The sequence below is a fragment of the Streptomyces caniferus genome (assembly GCF_009811555.1).
GTDB lineage: Bacteria > Actinomycetota > Actinomycetes > Streptomycetales > Streptomycetaceae > Streptomyces > Streptomyces caniferus.
The window spans coordinates 1-18,939 of sequence record NZ_BLIN01000001.1 but is presented as its reverse complement, the minus strand read 5'-3'; the positions used below and the strand labels follow the sequence as shown (position 1 = coordinate 18,939).

At 69.6% G+C, this 18,939-nt stretch carries 20 protein-coding genes; 6 read left to right on the top strand and 14 right to left on the bottom strand.

The window, feature by feature from the left end; genetic code table 11:
- The 3 genes from Scani_RS00100 to Scani_RS00090 all read left to right on the top strand — a co-directional run bounded on the left by Scani_RS00100 (position 1) and on the right by Scani_RS00090 (position 2,664).
- A complete protein-coding gene (locus tag Scani_RS00100; protein WP_159468762.1) occupies positions 1 to 1,074 on the top strand; it encodes a DUF2332 domain-containing protein in 1,074 nt (357 codons plus the stop codon).
- The gene (locus Scani_RS00095) at positions 1,071 to 1,886 is read left to right on the top strand and encodes a sugar phosphate nucleotidyltransferase (protein ID WP_159468760.1); all 816 of its coding nucleotides are present in this window, start codon (positions 1,071 to 1,073) and stop codon (positions 1,884 to 1,886) included. Before Scani_RS00100 ends, Scani_RS00095 begins: the two co-directional genes overlap by 4 nt.
- Positions 1,887 to 1,959: 73 nt before the next feature.
- Positions 1,960 to 2,664: an alpha/beta hydrolase gene (locus Scani_RS00090; protein WP_159468758.1), complete on the top strand. Its 705-nt coding sequence runs from the start codon at positions 1,960 to 1,962 to the stop codon at positions 2,662 to 2,664.
- Between the two features lie 12 nt (positions 2,665 to 2,676).
- Here Scani_RS00090 and galE read toward each other — a convergent pair whose 3' ends face one another.
- A complete protein-coding gene (gene galE / locus Scani_RS00085; RefSeq protein ID WP_159468756.1) occupies positions 2,677 to 3,672 on the bottom strand; it encodes a UDP-glucose 4-epimerase GalE in 996 nt (331 codons plus the stop codon).
- Positions 3,673 to 4,198: 526 nt separating this feature from the next.
- Between galE and Scani_RS00080 the strand changes: the two genes are divergently transcribed.
- From Scani_RS00080 to Scani_RS00070, 3 genes are all read left to right on the top strand, one after another.
- Positions 4,199 to 4,855: a 2'-5' RNA ligase family protein gene (locus Scani_RS00080; RefSeq protein WP_159468754.1), complete on the top strand. Its 657-nt coding sequence runs from the start codon at positions 4,199 to 4,201 to the stop codon at positions 4,853 to 4,855.
- 279 nt (positions 4,856 to 5,134) lie between these two features.
- Positions 5,135 to 5,623, top strand: a complete 489-nt coding sequence (locus Scani_RS00075) for a hypothetical protein (RefSeq protein ID WP_159468752.1) — start codon at positions 5,135 to 5,137, stop codon at positions 5,621 to 5,623.
- Positions 5,623 to 6,090, top strand: coding sequence for a nucleoside 2-deoxyribosyltransferase domain-containing protein (locus tag Scani_RS00070; protein WP_159468751.1), 468 nt, complete (start codon positions 5,623 to 5,625; stop codon positions 6,088 to 6,090). Before Scani_RS00075 ends, Scani_RS00070 begins: the two co-directional genes overlap by 1 nt.
- Before the next feature lie 458 nt (positions 6,091 to 6,548).
- Here Scani_RS00070 and Scani_RS00065 read toward each other — a convergent pair whose 3' ends face one another.
- From Scani_RS00065 to Scani_RS00005, 13 genes are all read right to left on the bottom strand, one after another.
- On the bottom strand, positions 6,549 to 7,919 hold the full coding sequence (locus Scani_RS00065; protein ID WP_167538012.1) for an SPDY domain-containing protein: 1,371 nt from the start codon (positions 7,917 to 7,919) through the stop codon (positions 6,549 to 6,551).
- Positions 7,920 to 7,979: 60 nt separating this feature from the next.
- Positions 7,980 to 9,101, bottom strand: a complete 1,122-nt coding sequence (locus Scani_RS00060; protein ID WP_159468749.1) for a DnaB-like helicase N-terminal domain-containing protein — start codon at positions 9,099 to 9,101, stop codon at positions 7,980 to 7,982.
- Positions 9,101 to 10,357, bottom strand: coding sequence for a DNA cytosine methyltransferase (locus tag Scani_RS00055; RefSeq protein WP_159468747.1), 1,257 nt, complete (start codon positions 10,355 to 10,357; stop codon positions 9,101 to 9,103). The genes Scani_RS00060 and Scani_RS00055 overlap by 1 nt, the downstream gene beginning before the upstream one ends.
- Positions 10,354 to 11,235, bottom strand: a complete 882-nt coding sequence (locus Scani_RS00050) for an adenine nucleotide alpha hydrolase family protein (RefSeq protein ID WP_159469314.1) — start codon at positions 11,233 to 11,235, stop codon at positions 10,354 to 10,356. Before Scani_RS00050 ends, Scani_RS00055 begins: the two co-directional genes overlap by 4 nt.
- A 71-nt stretch (positions 11,236 to 11,306) precedes the next feature.
- Complete coding sequence (locus Scani_RS00045) at positions 11,307 to 11,774, bottom strand: hypothetical protein (protein WP_159468745.1); 468 nt, start codon at positions 11,772 to 11,774, stop codon at positions 11,307 to 11,309.
- A complete protein-coding gene (gene trpA, locus Scani_RS00040) occupies positions 11,767 to 12,564 on the bottom strand; it encodes a tryptophan synthase subunit alpha (RefSeq protein ID WP_281391855.1) in 798 nt (265 codons plus the stop codon). The genes Scani_RS00045 and trpA overlap by 8 nt, the downstream gene beginning before the upstream one ends.
- 36 nt (positions 12,565 to 12,600) lie before the next feature.
- Positions 12,601 to 13,002 (bottom strand): hypothetical protein, encoded by a 402-nt coding sequence (locus Scani_RS00035; protein ID WP_159468743.1) that lies wholly within the window; start codon positions 13,000 to 13,002, stop codon positions 12,601 to 12,603.
- Positions 13,003 to 13,174: 172 nt separating this feature from the next.
- Positions 13,175 to 13,951, bottom strand: a complete 777-nt coding sequence (locus Scani_RS00030) for a helix-turn-helix domain-containing protein (protein ID WP_246295367.1) — start codon at positions 13,949 to 13,951, stop codon at positions 13,175 to 13,177.
- 71 nt (positions 13,952 to 14,022) lie between these two features.
- Complete coding sequence (locus Scani_RS00025; RefSeq protein ID WP_246295366.1) at positions 14,023 to 14,745, bottom strand: SPDY domain-containing protein; 723 nt, start codon at positions 14,743 to 14,745, stop codon at positions 14,023 to 14,025.
- A complete protein-coding gene (locus Scani_RS00020; RefSeq protein WP_159468741.1) occupies positions 14,742 to 15,590 on the bottom strand; it encodes a hypothetical protein in 849 nt (282 codons plus the stop codon). The genes Scani_RS00025 and Scani_RS00020 overlap by 4 nt, the downstream gene beginning before the upstream one ends.
- A 45-nt stretch (positions 15,591 to 15,635) precedes the next feature.
- Positions 15,636 to 16,241, bottom strand: a complete 606-nt coding sequence (locus Scani_RS00015; RefSeq protein WP_159468739.1) for a hypothetical protein — start codon at positions 16,239 to 16,241, stop codon at positions 15,636 to 15,638.
- 44 nt (positions 16,242 to 16,285) lie between these two features.
- Positions 16,286 to 16,768, bottom strand: coding sequence for a hypothetical protein (locus Scani_RS00010; RefSeq protein ID WP_159468737.1), 483 nt, complete (start codon positions 16,766 to 16,768; stop codon positions 16,286 to 16,288).
- Positions 16,769 to 17,386: 618 nt separating this feature from the next.
- On the bottom strand, positions 17,387 to 18,939 hold a 1,553-nt coding region (locus Scani_RS00005), incomplete at its 5' end, for a type IV secretory system conjugative DNA transfer family protein (RefSeq protein WP_159468735.1).

Here is an 18,939-nt window from a genome sequence, read left to right as displayed (position 1 = left end):
GTGACCGAACACGCCCAACTCGCCGACACCTTCGAGCGGTTCGCCGCCCAGCAGGCCGCAGGTAAGTCCCCGTTGTACGAGACGCTCTCCCAGGCGGTCGCTCGCACCTCTGAGCTGCTCGACCTCGCGGCCGGCACACAGCCGGGCCAGCCGGCCCCCAACATGTTGCTCGGGGCCGTCCACCACATCCTCCGCCGCGGGGTGCAGCACCCGCTGGCCTGCTACTTCACCGGCCACGAAGCCCTGGAAGCGGACCGCGCCGCCGTCCTCCTCGCGGACTTCTGCCGACGGCACGCCGAACAGATCACGCGCACCATCTCGACCCGCTCCGTGCAGACCAACGAGGTCAACCGCTGTGCTGTGCTCCTCCCCGCCTTTGCTGCGCTCCAGCAGCAGCTCGACGATCGCCCGATCAGGATCGTCGACGTGGGCGCCAGCGCCGGCCTGAACCTGCTCTGGGACCGCTACACCTACGACTACGACGGGCACAGGCTCAGCCTGCCCGCCAGCGATCCGGACACGGTCCTCACCTGCGAGATCAAGGGCGCAACACCGCCTTTGTCCCTGGACGTCACGCGCTTCGCCCGGCCGGTCGGGATCGAGCTCAACCCGGTGGACGTCACCGACCCCGAGGCGACCGAGTGGCTGGTCAGCCTCACCTGGCCGGAGCAGACCACACGGATGCGCACCCTCAACAGCGCCCTGACGCTGGCAGCGCGGACCCCGCCGACGATCCTGGCTGGCCGCGCCGAAGAACACCTCGCCGATGTGGTCGCCACCACCCCGGCTGACCAGCACCTCTGTTTCGTCTTCTCGTGGTCGATCTACCAGATCTTCGGCTCGCCCGGCGGCCGGGAACGCCTCGTCGACACCCTCGCCGAGCTGAGCCGGCAACGCCCGCTCCATGAGATCTCCATCGGCCACTTCGGCCACGACACTCCCCACATGATCATGGCCCGCCACGAGAGCGGCGTGAGTCGTTCGGACGTCGTCGCCTACTGCGATGTCTACGGAACCTGGCTCGACTGGCTGGCCAAGCCGGCCGAGCACCTGAAGGGAGCGAGCACCCCGTGACGCGCACGATCACCAGGGCGGTCGTGGCCGCCGGCGGGGCGGGGACCAAGATGGCCCCGATCACCCGCATCTTCCCCAAGGAGATGCTGCCCGTAGGACGGACGCCGATCCTGGAGCACCTCGTCGGCGAACTCCGAGCGGCCGGCATGTCAGACGTCCTCTTCGTGATCTCCTCGCGAAAGAGCCAGATCGCTTCGTACTTCGGCAGCGGTGCGGCGTACGGAATGGACTTCTCCTACCGTATCCAAGACGACGGCGCCGGCCCTGGCGCGCCGACTCTCCACGCTGAGACATGGACGCAGGGACAGCCGTTCGTTCTCGCCTTCGGGGACAACCTGATCCGCGGTGCCGCCGATGGCCAGGAACCGCTACGGCGCCTCGTCCGCAGTGGCTCGGCGGAATGTTCCGTACTGACCCGCCTGTTCCCCGCGGGCAACGTGCCCCCGCACGAGACTCTCCTGGGCGCGGCGGCCCCGCCCATCACGGGTACCGGGCCGTACGACGCTGCCTTCGGCAAGGACCTCCTGGACCACACTGGTGCGCGGTGGGTGCACGCCTGCGCCGCCCGCTGGGTCCTCGGGGCCTTCGTCTTCGAGGCGCTCCGCGAATGCCCGCCTCGCTCCAACGGCGAGCTCTACCTCATCGACGCGGTACGGCGCTGGATTAGCGCCGGCAACGAACTCCGGGCTGTGCCGCTTCTTCCGACCGAATTCCGGTTCAACTGCGACAACTGGGAGACTTACGCAGATGCCGTCGCCACCCTCCGTGCATCAACGCCCCACGCCCCGACACAACAGGGCGCTTCTCGCTGACGACACCGCCCGCCCCACGGCCATCACGATTCCCCTGGAGAGCCCCTTTCAGAGGCCCGGCACCCAGGTCACCGTGGTCCTTCCCAAGCAGCCCGTGCGCAGGGTCGTGCTCGCCCTGCCCGTCGAGCAGGGCGACGGGCACAAGTACGGCCACAGCCTCACCGAGATCGGACGGCTCCCCGCGGACCTCCTCGACGGAACCGTCTTCGCCGCGCCGACCTTCAGCGCCTCACCCTGGCTGGTCAACCACCAGACCCGGCCCGACAGCCGACAGGAGGACCACCTCGTCCGCGTGGTCGTGCCGACCGTCCTCGCCGTCCTCGGCGAAAAGACCGGACCACCGGTACACCTGCTGGGATTCAGCAAAGGAGCCTTCGCAGCCCTCAACCTGCTGACACGGCACCCCGACCTCTTCGCCGTCGCCAGCGTCTGGGACCCCTCGCTTCTCAGCGACCGGCCACCCCACCCGCAACTCATCGACGTCGCCGGCAGCACGACACGGCTCGACGAGTACGACGTACGGCAGAACCTGCGCCGCCACGCGCAAGCCCTACGCGGAGCCTGCCGCATCGCGCTGGGGGGCGTCGGCACGCTGGTGGCCGACTGGATCGCCGGCCGCCAGCTCCTCGAAGCCCTCAAGATCCCCCACCACGCCTATCGGGATGCTCCGGCAGACCACCGCTGGGATGCCGCATGGCTCGCTCCGGCCATGCGACACCTGCTCGCCCTCGAAGTCCGCCTCCACCAAGGCGAAGGCCAGGACCCTCCGCAGGGGTGACGGGGAGGGGGCTCAGTCCTTCAGCATCTCGTCGCGCACCGGGATCCAGTCCAGGGCGGACCGGATGCCCTCCTCCAGGGACAGCTTCGGCGTCCACCCCAGCAACGTCGCGGCCCGGTCGCTCAGGGTGTACCCACCGGCGACGTCACCGGGGCGTGGGTCGGTGTCGACCGTGGCCAGGGGAGTGCTCACGACGCGGTTGAATGCCGCGCACAGCTCCCGGACGGTGGTGCCGGAGCCGGTGCCCAGATTGATAGCGATCGATGGCTTCGACTCGGTCAGGATGGAGTCGAAGCCATCGATCGCTGCGATATGGGCCGCGGCGAGGTCCCATACGTGCACGTAGTCACGGATGCCCGTCCCGTCGCGGGTCGGGTAGTTCACGCCGGTGACCGGGAATGGCGTGCCCTCCTGGTGGGCCTGGATCAGCTTCCCCAGGGCATGGCTGGGCCGCTTGAGCTGAAGACCGGTGCGCAGCAGGGGATCGGAGCCGACCGGGTTGAAGTACCTCAGCGACAGCACCCTCATCTTCCCGGCCGCGGCGATGTCGGCGAACATCTCCTCGCACACCGACTTGGTCCGCGCGTAGGGGCTCTGCGGCGCCAGCGGCGAGTCCTCAGTGACGGGGGAGCCGTCCTCGGCCTGGTAGATGGAGGCTGAACTGCTGAAGATCAGGCGGCCAACCCCGTTGCGGTGGAGATGGCGGACGAAGTCCAGGCTTTTGCTGACGTTCGCCTCGTAGTAGCCGATCGGGTCAGCCACGGACTCCGGCACCACGATCAGTGCCGCGCAGTGCACCACAGTGGAGATGTCCGGGTGCTCCGAGAGGATCCGGTCGATCAGGGCACCATCCGAGATGTCGCCCTCGTAGAAGATCCGCCCTTCAGTGAACTCGGCGCGGCCTCGGGCGAGGTTGTCGAGGAGAACCGGGGTGATGCCCCGATCCAGACAGGCCGACGCGACGGTGCTCCCGATGTAGCCGGCTCCCCCGGCGATAAGGACTGACACGATGTAATTCTCTTCCCGGCCTCGGTCCCGACCCAGTGGGCGATCGTAAGCAAGGCTAGCGGAGAAAACGGTCGGGGGAGGGGGTGCCAGCGGGAGTCGAAGCGGCCCGCACGCCGGTTTCTGGCGTGCGGCCGCCGTCGTTTACGCCTGAGTGCCGGCGCTACTCGCATCTCGATGTCATCGTGGGCGCGGGTTCGGGATGAAGCCGAGGCCGGTGTAGAGGGGGACCCCGTCCGGGGAGGCGTGGAGACCCTTTCACCCCCGACGTTGATGGTCACCCAAGACGCCGTCTGCCGGGGGTGAACCGGAGCGGGAGGTCACGGTGGTGCAGTACCGCTCAGCGCGCGGCCTCTCCGTCGAGAGGCCGCGCGCTGAGCGGTATGAGCATCTTTGTTGTGCCGTCTGCTGCCGTCGTCTGGCTCCGAGGCATCCGGAGATCGCGCAGAATGGCGCCTGACTTGATGGAAGCGGCCAGGATGGTCGGCGGACGCTACACGGGCGTTCGGTATGCGGGAGGGATGCCCAGATGGAACCGTTCGTGCCGAAGTTTCAGGGGCGGCGATGGGTGGACGGCATGCGGGTCCTGCATGTGTACGTGCTGCCTCGGTCCGGCGTGGACGATGAACTACTTGAGATGGCTCAGGCGTGTCGGCCGCATCTGACCAGCTACCCGATTGACCCGCAGTACGGCAGCGACCCGACGGACGCCGGGGTGCTGCATCTGACTGCGGAGATGCTTGCTGACGTTCCGTCGGCCGAGTACGACGAGGCGGCACGGGCAGAGGTCGCGGAAGCCCTGCGTTCCGAGCTGGCCGACGTGCCTGCATTCTCGGCGGAAGTCGGGCCGCCAATCGGGAATGTAGCGGGTGCCGTGTTGGACGTGTGGCCGGAGGAGGACACGCTGGCCCTCATCGAGAAGGTCAGGACCGCGGTCCGCAAGACCCGCGGTGACGAGGCGCTCCAGCACTCCGGTGGGCGCCCGCACATCTCGCTGGGTTACAGCTACGGCTCCGCGTCGTCCGATCCGCTCAACACGGATCTGCGTCTCCTGGTGACGCCGCGCCGGGCCACCCTGTACGTCGACCGGGTACACCTGCTGGACGTGGCGTGGACGTTCGACGAAGAACTCGGTGGATGGCGCATGTCATGGGAGCCGGTAGCGGAGGTCCCCTTGGGTCGCTGACCGGCCCTGACGAGGGCAAGGTCCCGGCTCGGGCTGGTGGGCGAGGCGTCGCCTGCCTACGGTTCGAGCCGCTGCCGACCGGGGCGTCGGTACGAGCGGGCCTTTCCGGGGTAGGTCATCGTGCATCCTGGAGTGCCCGGTTGCTTGCGTCGCCCGTTGCCGTCGCGGATAGCACCACAAGCCGTCCCGCTACCGTGGCTGGTGATCGGCCCACGTTGTGACAGGTGCGGGTGCTCCGGTAGACAAGCGGTAGGACGAGCACTGCTGGAGGGGGAACGGATGCCCGACTGGTTCAACCGGAAGCGGTGGGAGCGGCAGCTGGCGTGGCGTGCGCAGGTTGCCGTGGCGACCCATGCACTTTTCCTCGGAAGTGTCGACGGGGCGGCCCCGGACTCGTACATCGGGGAGGCTGTGTACGACAGCAAGGCGGTGACCGGTGCCTTGCGTGAGCTGGCCAGCGGCAGCATTCCCAGTCGGCCGTTCGTCCCGACGCTCATGGAAGCCGCAGCGGCGGTCACCAAGCTTGTGGACCTGCGACCGTCGTGGATCGACTACTGCAACAGTCGTTCGGGCCTCGACCCGGCTGCCGCGGATGAAAGCAGCGAGATGGCCCGGCAGTACGTGAGTGGCGATGCTTGTCGCGCCTGGCCCCGGTTCGATGAGGCTCAAGCAGCTCTTGGGCCGGCGGTGGAGGCGTTGCGCCGGCTCCAGCCGGAGCTGGCCGACTTCTGTGGCAGCGACATCATGGCCGGGCGTGGAGCCGCCTGATGCGATACGTCGAAGCGCCAGACGAGTTCACCGGCTTTGGTGGCGTCTGCCTGTTCTTGGCTGGGGGGATCAGCGATTGCCCGGACTGGCAGAGGATTGTCACGGCAGCGCTGGAGGATCTCGACATCACGGTGTTCAACCCGCGCCGGGCCACTTTTCCTCTGCACGATCCGACTGCGGAGGCCGCCCAAGTCGGATGGGAGTACAGGCATCTGCGTCGCGCGGACCTCCTGGTGTTCTGGTTCCCTGATTCGCCGAGCCACCAGCCCATTGCCTTGTATGAGTTGGGCATGGCCGCAGCTCAGGACGTGGACCTAGTGGTAGGAGCTGATCTCGGGTACGTGCGCCGCACGAACATGCTGGCGCAGCTCGATCACGCGCGTCCGGGACTGCACGTCCACTCCACGCTGGCCGCCACGACCGAGGCGTGCCGCTCCGCGATACAGGCGATACGGGACGCACGATGAACACAGGGTGGTTGCTGCTCGTTGCTCTCGTAGTGGTCGCTGTCGGCTGCTTTGTGGCCGCTGCATACCGTGCGGCGGCGCGGATGGCGCGGGCGGACACTCGGCAGGATCTGATCAAGCTGAGCAACGTCCCGCAAATGGCCCCGACATTGACGGCTACGAGCGGCCAGCCGACGTATGCCTTCACGGCCCCTTTCGCAGAGGGCCGGTCGCACCCTTTCGGTTGGCTGTGGTGGCGGGTCGAGCGCGCGGACGACGGCACGCTGCGGCATGAGATGGGGTGGGCGCTGACCTATCGCAGGGCCCGGAAGGCTGCGGGCCTGCCGCTCTCGATCCGGGCCCGGCATACGGAGATCACCTTGGCTTTGGGGCACGGAGTCCAGAGGGCCAACGACTGATCCCCGGGTACCTTCTCACCCGTCCCACCGGGCGGCTCGCCGACACTTCTAACCGGGGGTTCACCTCTTTCGGGTCTGGACGGGCAGGCTTGACCGGACCGGTGGTGTGGTGGCTACCGGGGTGCGCGTGCAACGCTGGGTCGTGCCGGGATGTAGTGGGCGTCGGGTGCCGGTGCCGTGTGCAAGTTCTGTGGCCAGGCCGGCGAGCATTGAAGCCGGCGCGTGTGGTGAGGTGTGCAGCGCCCAGGTGGGATGGTCGACGCTTGGGCCGGCCCAGATGGTCCAGGTGGTGAGGGCGCTGTTCGGCTTCTGGGCAGCGAAGGCGTCGAATAGAACCCCCGCGTCCTTTGACGGGTTCGTCCAGCGGATCCAGCGTCCGTCTACTGTGTGCGTCCAGCCTGCCTCAAGGAGCGGCTTGGTGGCGGCGGTGACGGACTTCTCGTCCACGGCGCCGCCGACGGCGGTGTCCAGTCCGTCACCGTCGGCGAGGTGGTGCAGTAGTTCTTGGAGCACGGGGGCGGGGGTTGTGCTGGTCGCGGTGAGGTGCCATGTGCGGTCTGAGACGGGCGTCTCGTAGGCGGCTATGGTCCAGGCGGTCTCGTGGGCGGGGGCGTCGTGGATGCGCTCGATGCGCAGGGTCTGGGATTCGTGGATGGCGTGGGTGATCTCGTCTGACCAGGTGCGCCACTTCGACCATTCGCCGTGTGCGTCGAGGAATTCATCAAGGAGGGCGTCGTGGTCGCCGGGATCGGCGGCGTAGGCGGGTACGGTCTCCGGCCCAGGGCCGGGAGGCTCGGGCTCGGTGGGCGGTGCGCTGAGGGAGGTTCGGGCTTCGGCAGCGGCGCGCTCGGTGTCGGTCATCGGCGCGGGGCCGGGGCGCATGGTGTCGCCGTGGAGCCGCTCGAAGGCGACCAGCGCCTGGGCGGGAGAGTCGAAGATGTGTTCCACCTGTCGCCGACGGTCCTCGCCGTGGAGATGGACGCTCTTGCCGCTGTCGAGGTAGGTCCCAACCGCGACCGTGGTGCCGCTGTCCAGGGCGTGGGCGTGAATGAGGAGGCGACCGTGACGGATGTCATCAAAGATCGTCTGGGCCTCGGCGAAGATCTCCCGGAGCTGGGCGAGGGTGCTCCAGGGCTTTGAGTCGGTGGCCAACGCCCAATCAACGTCGATGGCTTCCCGAAGCCAGGGCGCGATCTCGACGGTGATCCCTTCGGCGATCAGCTCCCGGACGGCCTTCGCGGCCCAGTGCGGCTCGTCGTGGTCGATGCGGGCCAGGACCAAGGTGTTCTCGGCCACGGCATCCCAGTTGGCGGCCTCCAGACCGACGTGGGGGATGTGGGCCTGGGTGCCGGTCAGAGTGGCCATCACCGCGCTGGGGTGCGTGGGGTGGGGGTCGAGGCGGACGTGGGCGTCGATGGAGGGGGGTGTCACCAAGGAGTGTTCTTTCTGCCGGTGGCCAGGCAAAGTGAGCCGGCCGCCGGCGGGCTTGGGTCAGCGGAAGGTGCGTGCTGCGGGCGGAGCCGTGGTCCGTGGTGGACTGGTCCGGGGCGCCGCCGTGCCCCTGGTGCGCGCGGGTCTGCTCACCGGCGGGGGTGAGGTGGCGTGCTGCCACCGGGTACGTACGGCGGACAGGTCGGCGAGCGCGCGGCGGCTGCCGGTGATGAGCTGGTACGGCGTGGTGGCCGGGTCCTCGGTGAATGCCTCGATGCGCCGGCCGATGTGGTGGGCGGCCCCGAGGACGGAGCGCTGGAGGATTCGCTCGCCCCAGGACTCCGGGGAGCCGACCGGTCCGGCGAGGAGGTCAAGCAGCTCACTCGGCTCGGCCCCGGCGCCGAGGAGGCCACGGTGCTGCGCCTCCCACAGGACCGTCACGGGGTCGACGGGGGTATCGCGCCGCGTCAGGGCGACCAGGCACTGCCACAGCCCGGCATGCAGCGGGTGCGTGAAATCGTCGGGCTGCAACCACCTCATGGCCGTCACTTCATTGGGGTGGGCGGTGGCGGTGGCGAGCAGCAGCCGCTCCTCGTCGAGAGCTTCTTCTCCGGCCTCGGGCGGGGGCGGCGGTGGTGCAGGGGTACGGGGTAGGGAGCCGGGGTGCGGGGCGAACTCGGTTGCGAGTTCGTCGAGGTAGCGCCCCAGGGCATCGGCCTGCGCGAGGACGGCCACGACTGGGTCCGGCCTCGTGGTGTCGGTGGCGCTCTGGCACAGCCTGTCGGTGTGCTCGCGCAGCGTACGGCGGGCGTGATCGGCGCGGATCATGCCCGCGTACGCCGCGGCGTGCTGGGGCCGGGGACAGCTTTGGATGAGCGTGTGCAGGTAGGAGGCGGTCAGCCCCGGTGCCTCGGGCCGCGCCTTGGCCAGAACCGCGCTGAGCCACGCCGTGTCCTTGGCGTGCTGCTTCGGGTCGGGGGCCGGCACCGTGCACATGGCGGCGAACAGGGCGCCGTGGGCGTGATTGCCGAAATGGTCCGGCGTCAGACAGCCGATGGTGTCGAGCCGGTGTGGTTCGAGCAGGAGGGCGCCGAGCAGAGCTTGTTCGGCGTAGTGCACGAGTTGTGGAGGTGGCAGGTCGTCCAGGTCGTCGCCCTCGTACGGGTCGGCGGGGTGGGGCATCAGGCGGCCAGGGTGAAGTCGTCGGGGTTGAGGGTCTTGCCGAGGTGCGGGGCGAGGAGGTGGGCGGCGAGGCGGGGTGGTACGGCGTTGCCGATCTGGCTGAAGACTTGGCCCTTGTTGCCCGCCCAGGGGTAGTCGGCGGGGAAGGTCTGCAGAACTCCAGCCTCCTGGGCGGTGATCCGGATGGGCGCCGGGGCGGGGGGTGACTCCGTATTCCCGGCAGGTGGGGTAGGGGGTTCGGCGACCCAGGTGCATTCGTTCGAGCGGTGCCCGAAGAACAGCGTTCCCGCCGGCTCGGACAGTGGCCGGACGGTGGCGTTGGCCTGATTGTTGCTCCGCAAGGACCACGACCAGTCAGGCACCAACACGGTTCGGCCCGCGGCCTGTTCGCCCTGGGCGCCGGGGTGGCCGGCAGGCTCGGTTCCTTCCCGGCCGGAGGGCTGATGGGGGGTGTCCGGGTGGGGTGTCCAGGTGCCGCGGTCGCGGGCGGTGGACAACGCCTTCCGGGAGCCGGAGGGGAAGGGCTCGGCGCCGCCGCCAGGTCCGCCGCCGGCGCAGACGGTGGGCACAGGCCGGTCGGTCGCTCCCCACCCCAGGGCCTGCGCCATGCTGACCCAGCGGGAGCGGCCCGGCCCGAACAGCCCCTCCGGCTCTGCGATTTTGGCGTGGGTCGGAGGGGGCGGCTGGGCGGTGCGGACGCGGGAGGCAAGCAGGATCGCCCGCCTCCTCGTCTGGGGCACCCCGTAGTCTGCGGCGTTGAGGATGCCGGTCCACACGGAGAGCCCCCAGCTGCGCAAGATCACTGCGTACTGCTTCCACAGCGGCAGGACGTCCGGCACCTCCTCCATGGCGACCCACTCGGGCTCGCCGACTGCGTGCAGGGCGTGGAGGTAGCGCATGGGCTCCGCGGCGAGCAGGGAGCGCTCGTCGCGGCAGGCAGCGAGCAGCCGCTCGCGGGTGTCGCGACCAACAGCGAGGTCAGCGACCGCCTGGTGGACCAGGGGCTGGTCGATCAGACCGAGGCGTTTGCCGGCCGTCGACCATGCCTGGCACGGCGGGGACGCGATCAGCCCGCGCGTTCGGCCGATGAAGGGCAACGTCGGATACCTCGCCACGTCGGTCCGAATCGTCAACTGCCCGGCTGCAGAACGCGTTTTGCAGGCCCACTCGTCCCATTCCAGGCCAAGGTCCTGGGCGCCGAGGACGCTCAGTGCCCTGCTCCAGCCGCCCGGCCCCGCGAAGAGGTCGAGGATCAAGCGGCCAGCCCGAAGTGGTCCTGCGCCGTGTCCGCATCCCCGCGGCACGCCCAGGGCGAGCAGCCGTCCACCACGCCGTTCTCCAACTCGTCGCCCGCGCCGACGCCCAGAGCTGCCCGCTCGGCGGCGGTGACGTGGTCGATCGGCGCCTGGCTCAGCGGGACGCGGGAGCGGTGCAGGAACGCCTGCCCGAGCAACCGGTTACCGGATGCGTTGGCGCGGGCATTGCCCTGCCGGATGGCCGCGTCGAATTCGACGACGTCTGCCCACTCGGAAGGGGAGTGATCCCTGATGTGCCGCCACTGCGCATTTCCGTGGAACGGGCATCCCAGGCAGCTGGATTTCGGTGTTTCGGCCAGGCCGAGCGAGGTCAGATAGCGGACGCAGTCGGCCCTGCTCCAGTCAAGGTCGAGAAGCGGATGCCGATTGCGCATGTACTGCACGTCGGCGTCCTTGGCGCGGTGGAACTCGTCGGTGGAGATTCCCACCCACTGCTCGACGAACACCTCCTTGGGGATGCGCGAAGGGTAGGGGTGTCCGAGTAGCTCACGGACCGCCTTCTTGATCGGCTTTATTTTGTATTCGCCGGTGCACTGCCTGCGGGTCATTCCCGGACGCCCGTCCTTGTTCAGGATGTGCAGGGGCATGGAGGCGAATCGGTGATCCGGGTTCAGAGCATCGCTGCGAATGTTCCCGGACGACACGCGCAGAACTGGAATCCCGGCAGGCTTGGCTATCTCCCGTTCCAGGCGGTCTAGATGGGCATAGACGGCTTCGGGTTCCCATCCGGTGTCGGCGAAAATCGCGTAATCGACCTTCGGAAGGATCCCCTCGGCGGAAAGGGCGAGGAGGGTGCTGGACTGAACTCCTGCACCCAGGGAAAGGGCGCGGAATCGAGGCTGATCGGAAATGGTCTGTCCTGGAGATGTGGGGTAACGGGGGGGACGCCTCAATGCGGCTGGTGTGTCTGCGGGCTGGGCGGGATCAGCCGGTCACGGTGTATGGCGTGATAGAGGGCGGGGATGCGGTCGAGGAGATCGGTGGCCGACTCGATGAACTGCTGAGGTGAGGGGCCGACGAGGACCACCCGCTGTGACACGGCGTCGGCTCGGCGGCGCCGGTTCTCCACGGCGCGAGCAAGGGCGGCGGCCAGTTCGGCGCCCGCGTCCTGGGCGGCCTTGGCGATATGCACGACCCGTTCGAGGAGCAGCAGGTCCGCGGACGTGGTGTGCGGCGTGTGATGTGCGAGGACGCGGAACAGATACAGGGCGGTGTCGGCGAGGTCTTGGGTCTCGGTGATCCACGCGGCCAGCGCATGCGCGTCGTCGGTGATGCTGGTGCGCAGGGCCCGGTGCAGGGCCAGGGCGTCGGTGGTGATCCGGTCGAGGGTCTGAGCCGGTACGGGGCGATCAGGCACGGGTCTCCCTGGAGGTGGGAGTGTGCAGGGCCTGGGCGAACGCGGCAGTCACTTCGGCAGCTCGATCAGGGTCGGTGGCCAGGGCGCGCACGACCGGGGTGCCGATGACGACGGCATCCACGACCGGGGCCACGCGCGCGGCGAGGGCCGGGGTAGAGATCCCCACGCCCGAGACCACGGGCAGCGGGCTCGCGCCGCGCAGGCGCCGGGTGAAGTGGCCGAGCGCCGGAAGATCGAGCGGCCCTTGGTAACCGGTCGGGGCCGTGCTGGCGGGGGCGTAGAGCCATCCGGAGGCGCCGGCGACCGCGGCGGGGAGGCTGGTGTCGGGGGTGGTGCGCGGGATGAGGCGTGGGGTGCGAAGACCCGCTTCCCGCGCGGCGTCGTGCCAGCGGGCCGCTTGGTAGGCGGGCAGGTCGACGACCATCACGCCGGCGGCACCTGCGTCGGCGAACAGGCGGGCCAGGTGCTCGGGGCCGTGGCGGCGGACGGGCTCCCAGTAGGTCATGACGACGGTCGGCCGGAGGCCGGCGGCATGCTCGACGGCGCGGACGGCGGCATCGAGGACGTTTCCGCTGCGCAGGGCGCGGTGGTAGGCGGCCTGGATGACGGGACCGTCGAGGACGGCGTCCTCGGTGGCCAGGCCGACCTCGAACAGATCGCCACCTGCCTGCGCGAGCTGGTCGAGGTAACGGCGCTCGGCGGATACCGGATGGAGGCCGGCGGGGACGAACACGCCCAGCGAGCAATGGGGTTGGGTGAGGAGGGCGTGGAGGGGATCGGCAGTGGTCAGGATGGGGGCCTTTCCCGGCGGGGCTGTCGCCGGAGGTCAGCGGCGGCGACCGGCCGGTGGAGTCGGGGGCGCGGGCGGGCCGGCGGCGTGCCGCGATTGCGGGCCGGGCAGCTCGGGGGCGGCAGGAGGGCTGCTGAGGGCGGGTGCGACGAGGTCGAGGGTCTGGGCGACCTGCTGAGCCTGGTCGTGGGCATCACGGAGCTGCTCGGCGACGTCGTCAGGGAGCCGGTCCCACTGGGCCCGGTACTGGTAGCGCTGGATGATCTCGGCACCGTTGCGCAGCTGCTCGGCGACCTGCCGCAGGATCGCGGTCTGCTGCTCGGGCGCGGTGGCGGTGTGCGTGGCCTGCAAGAGCGCGTCCAGGGCGGTGGGCAGCGGCTCGTCGTCCGCGGGGAGGCCGAAGAGGGCGGCATGCAGTGCTTGGGCGTAAACCGTCACGGGTCCGCCTCGGCCGCGGTAGTGGTACTCGGCTGCTGCCTGTCGGCGGACGCTGAAGTGCACGGTCACGTCACGGGGTGCGGCGCCGGGGCGGATCTGGTCGGCGAGGGCGCGGGCGATGTCGTGCGCCGTCAGGGTTTCGGAAGACGTGGGGAGACTCCGGGTGTTGTGGTCAGCGGGCCGCGGTTCGTGCCGCGGTCGCGGCTGGTCGGGCTGGTGGGCGGGCTGCGGCGGGTGCGGTGGAGCGGGGCCGTGCGAAGGAGGCGGCGAGGTCGCGGCGCCCGGCTGCGGTGAGGTGGACGCGCTCGCCGCGGCCCCAGGCCGGACAGTCCTCGCGCATCACCAGACCGCGGCTCTCCAAGGCGCGGATGGTGCTGATGCTGACGCGGAGGTCCTCACGGCGCAGATAGGGCTTGCCGCCGGTGATCGCGACATCGCCGCGCGCCACCGCGCGCAGCGTGGAGTCCTGGGTGCGGGACAGGGCGGGCGGCCGGTACTCGGGTACGAAGCCCCGGCGGCGTTCGACAGCGAAGAGTTCAGCGGTCGCCAGGGCGTCTGAGGAGCCCAGGGCGGTGAGGCTCGCGACGAGGCTGAAGCACCGGCCGGCTCCCCGGCGGGCCTCCTGCTCGGTCACGACCGCCAGGAAGCCGTCGCCCAGCTCAACGGGCAGCCCCGCGCGGGTGTGGTCGAGGAGGTCCACGGCATCGATGAGATGGTCGGCTGCGTCGGACGCGAGATGGGCGAGTTGGCGCACGCGTGCGTACACCGCGTGGATCGCGGGGCTGTGGTACATCGGCTGGGCATTGAGGGTGTCCACGATGGCGAGCGCGGACCGGGCCAGGTGCTGTGCGGATTCCGTCTGGGCGTTCAGCAGGGTGGTGGGATTTGGCCCGTTGAGTGAGTGCCGCAGGTGGGCGTCGTTGAAACGGGTGAAGTCGGCGGCCAGCATGAGGAGTTGCTCGGCGGGCTCAAGGGATCCGGTCTTCTCGGTCAGGGATGGTTCCAGGGGAGATGGGGGAGTCAGCGGCGGCGGCCGGGGCGGCTGGGGCGGTCGAGCTGCGCGAGGGCGTGATGGACCTGTGGACTCACTGCGGCTCCGCGGACCGGCGTGATCAAGGCGCTGTGCCCATGCCGCGTGCTGAGGGGGATGTCGGCGAAGGACCGCTCCACCGCCATGGGAGTGGCCAGGTGGGAGAAGAAGTTGCGGACGAGGCACTCAGGGGTGTCTTGCGTGAAAGTGGCCAGCGGATCGCCCTCGAAGTAGACGTGGTCGACCTGCCAGGCGATCTCCTTGCCGGGCGTGTGCTCTAGCCGGCAGTACAGGTCGGGCGAGGTGAGGACGCTGTCCTCGGCGGACCAGTCGTTCAGCTCGGCGAGCTGGTCCAGGGGCATGTCCGTGATCGGGATGCGGTCGGCGTGACGGGCATCGCCGAGCAGCTGGGGCAGTGCCTGGGTGACGGCGGCGACCGCCTCCAGGGGGGCCTGCCTGCTGAACATCGCTTCCCAGTACGGCTCATGGTGGGTCACGGTGAGCCACCGGCCGAGCGGGTGCAGCGGGGCGAAGTCGACGAACAGGCTGGCGTCGGTGCTGTCGATTGCGACGTGCCCGGTGGCGGCATCGTGCTCGTGCCTCCACCCGAAGAGGTGGATGAGGGGGCCGATCACGTCGGCGACGCGGTCGCCGGCGCCTGCCATGTACGGAGGCGAAACCATGACCCGGTCGTCGTGGGCGTACGGGCTCATCGGCGCACCTCCCGCTTCACCGCAGCGGGGGGCATGGTGGCCGTCGCGGCTGTTGGCCCCGTGGTGGCACCGGTGCGGGCTCGGTGCTGGGCCAGCGCGCGATGTCCCTCGGCGGTCACGGTGATGCCCCGACCTTGGTAGAGCGGTACGGAGGTGTCGAGGTGGACCAGGCCGCGCTTGTCCAGGGACTGGAATGTGGCGATGGTGATGAGGGTGTGGTCGGGGGTGAGGACGATGGTTGAGCCGCGGCCTCGTGTCTGCATCGTGGCCCCGCACTTCGCGAGCGAGGTCAGTGCTTCGTACTGGGTGGGACTGATCTTGGGAGCCTGTCGGGTGTTGGTGGATGCGCGTTCGAGGTCGCGGGTGATGTAGGTGGCCAGGTCGTGGCAGGCGGATTCGCACACGTTGAGCTGGTGGGCGGCGTCGGCGAGGTGGCCGGCCATTTCCGGTACGGCACGGGCGTGCCGGGCGTTGCGGATGCCCTCCTCGTCCTGGTGCGGTCCGCCGAAGCCGATGCTGTCCAGGGGGTTGGCGGCGAGTGCATGCGCGAGGTCGCAGCTGGCCTGGGATGCACCGGAGACGACGGCACCGAGAGCGTTGAGTGCTTGCCGGCTGCCGCTCACGGCTGCGTATGGGCTTCCGTCGAGGGCGGACAGTGGCAAGAGCGCCTTCCCGACCAGCTCCTGGCTCGTGAGCACAAGGGGGGTGAGCTGCCGAAGGGCTTCCGTGCCTGGCGCGACGGCCGCGATGTCGAGGGCGCGGACCCGGTTGTGAAGGGCCTTGAAGTGGTGGGCGAGGTGGCGCAGCTGGTTGATCTGCTCGTTGAGATCGACGGCGGTGGTCAACAGGGGCTCCGGGGCATGCCCTTGAGAAGGGCGGCGGGTGTGGAGTCAGCGCGGGCGGCGACGGGGCGCCGGTCCGGACGGGGGGCTGGGGGGAGCAGGTGATGCACGGCGGGGTGCGGCCGGGATGTCCATCGGTGTGGGGATGCCGAGGCCGACGCTGACCGTGAGGCCGTGGGTGTAGGCGTGCGTTTCGGCGGCCGTGACGGCGCCGAGTAGGCCGCGTTGATCCAGCCCGGGCTGCGGCTGATAGGAGGAGCCGTCCGCCGCGAGGGCGAAGCCGTGCTGCTCCAGGAGTGAGCGGGCGGTGGTGGTCTCGGCTGTCGCCGTCACGGTGCCGTCGGTGAACTGGAAGCGGAGGTCCGGATCGGCATCGGGTAGGGCGTCGGGGCTCCAGCGCGTCGTCCAGGAGAGGTCGACAAGGTCGAGAGTGCGGGCCAAGAGCCCGTACATCGCGTCCCCGGCGCGCTCGTGGGCGTCCTGGGCCGTGCCCGGTGGGAGCAAGTAGAGCGTGCGTCCGAGGTGTTCACGGGCGAGGAATCCCGCATCGGTCAGCAGCCGGTCGGCGTCGCGGATGCGGCGATTGAGGACGACGAAGGTGTGCCCGTCGTCGGTGGACCCGATGAACACATCGGGGATGTTCAGAAGAGACAAGACGGTCCAGGGAGGTTGTTGGGGGGGAGGGGGCTGGTAGTTGCTCAGCGGGCCCGGCGCGAAGCGGTCTGTTCCGATGTCGCCACCGGGGGCGGGGCAGTGGGGGACGGAGGCCGTGCCGGGGTGGGCGTGCGCAGCGTGGTGCGGGCCTCGTCGAGGGACTGTGCGGCGGCGTGGAGTTGGGTGCGCAGCGTGCAGTGATGCTCGATGTCGTGAAGCCGTGCAGCCGTGGACGTGTCAGGGTTCGGTTTGCTGAGCGTGGCGAGCGGAATCATGGCCTGCGCGTAGTGGTACTGCGCTCTGCTGAGCGGGACCGCCGTGTTGGTGAGTGCCTCGACCGGATGCCAGGCGGAGCCCGTTTCGTGGGCAGAGTCGAGGTGGTAGTGGGCGTCGCCGGCGAAGCGCAGGGCGAGATGGCTGAGCAGGTCGATGTGGCGCAGGGCGGTGAAGAAGCCGCCGGGGCCGGGGTCGACGGGGTGGGAGCGAACGTCGGCGATGACGGCGTCCAGCGCTGCGGCTGGCGTCATGTCGTCGAGTTCGTGGGATTCGTAGGTGTCGATGAGCGTGTCCTGTCAGGGGCTTGGCGGAGCGTGCGGGCGATCTGTTCGCTCCCGCGGTCCGTCCGCGGCCGGGACGGCGTGTGTCGTCCCGGCCGCGGCGGTTCAGTGACGCGCGGGGGAGGAGCGCCCGACTGAGGTTGCGGGGGGCGGCGTTGCTGGTGTTACACGCCAGGTGTGGTCGGGGCGGATGGATTCGAGAGGGACCCCGGTGCTGCGTATCCGCCAGAACTCCCAGCCGCTACGGATGGGGGTAACGGTCGGTCGTAGGGCGCGGAGCACAGCTGCCGAGGCGCCACTGGGCGTCTTGTAATGGCCCTGCCCGGGGCCTTCCTCGATGGTTAGAGTCCCCGTTACAGGGTCGTATCGGCCTTCGACGTGGGTGCAGGCGTAGATCGCATACACGTCCATTCCGGCCGCCGCTGGCGGGGCGGTGGGTAGCTGGGCGAATTGCGCGAGGAGCTTTCGCAGCACTTCGTCGTGGCTGACGCCCCAGGCCCGGGCGAGCAGGGCGATCTGCGAGTGCGTGTCGGTGTCGACGGCAAGCGGTTTGGTCGGGGTCATGGCCTTCCTGGTGTGGTGGCGGGCTTACGCGGCCGTTGTGAAGTCGCTCTGCTTCGGCGTGGTCTTGGCGACGGCGCGTTCGGTGATGGCCTTCGAGGCACGCTCCGAGGCGGCGGAGATTTCGTCCGCTTCGGGCTGCAGGTACCAGGGCTTCATATCGAGACCGGCGACGCGCATTCCGGTGGCGAAGCACAGCGCGCTGCCCTTGGGCAGGGCGCGGATGGCGTCGGCCGCCAGGATGCGTTCCTGTCGCATGGACACGCTGGTGGACTTGCCGGACTCGGAGTGCGAGACGGACGTGCTCTCCACGTCGTGGTCGCCAATCATCCGGCTGAGCTTGTCGGCGAAGTCGGGGTCGTCGATGCCGGGGCCGACGACCTTGATGGTGGAGGCCGACCACATGGCGTCCATGCCGGCATCCCCCCAGACCTTCTGGCCCTGGCGGTAGGACTGCAGGATGGTGATCGGGATGATGCCGCGGCTGCCCAGGTGCGAGTACAGGTCGGGCAAGTCCGAGATCTTGCACACGTTGGCGGCCTCGTCGAGGATCGCGAGCATCGGCGGGTCGAGCCGTCCGCCGGCCCGTTCGGCGCGGGCGGTCGCGGCCCGCATGACCGAGTCCGCGCACGCCGCGATCAGCGCGCTGGCACCGCCGCCGCCATCCTTGGAGAGCAGGTAGAGCGTGTCCGTGCTGTCCACGAACTCCGACGGCTTGAACTCAGCGATGCCCTCCTGCGGGCTGACCCACGCGGCGATCTCCGTGTTCAGCAGGGCGGCGGCGTACTGGCGGGCGGTCTCGTAGATGCCGTCGCGGGTCTCCGGCGGGCCTTCGACGGTGCCCTTGAGCTGGGCGGCGACAGCTACGAAGCCGTGGTCGCGCAGAATGTCCAGCGGGGTGCGGTCCGCGGGGAAGGCCAGCCAGGACGTCACGTCCGTGATGGGGCGTTCGTCGAGCGCGGCGGCCAGGAAGAGCTGGGAGAGGATGTTGGATCCGGCCTTGGACCAGAAGTCACCCTGCTGGGAGGCGTCCACGCTGGCGGCGAGGAAGTGACCGGCCAGACGGCCGGCACCCTCGAGGGTCTTGGCATCCGCCAAGGGGTTCCACCACATGGTGCGCTCGGCATGGGCGATCTGCTGCGGGTCCATCGACCAGACCCGGCCGACGGTCGCCCGCGCATCGATAGTGGCGGTGTAGGCGTCGCCGCCGGCCTTGTTCGAGGTCAGCAGGACGGGGCCGGGGGCGCTGAGGATCGAGGGGATAGCCAGGCTCGTGGTCTTGCCGGAGCGGGGAGCCATGATCGCCACGGCGACGTCCTCCCAACCCATCCGAACCTCATGCCGGGTGCCTTGGAGATCACCAAGGAGGACTCCGGTGTCGCGGGGAGCGATGTGCTTGGCGTCCGCCAGGCTCGGACGCAGGGAGCGGGCCTTGGCCGTCATCGCCTTGGCGAGCAGGGGCGCGATGTCCCTCCTGCGCGCCAGCCCGCGGAAGGACTTCTTCTTTCCGCCGGAGGTGTTCTTGTGCCGCGACCACCACAGGGCACCGAGGGCGGCGAGGGCGAGCAGGACGGCGATGG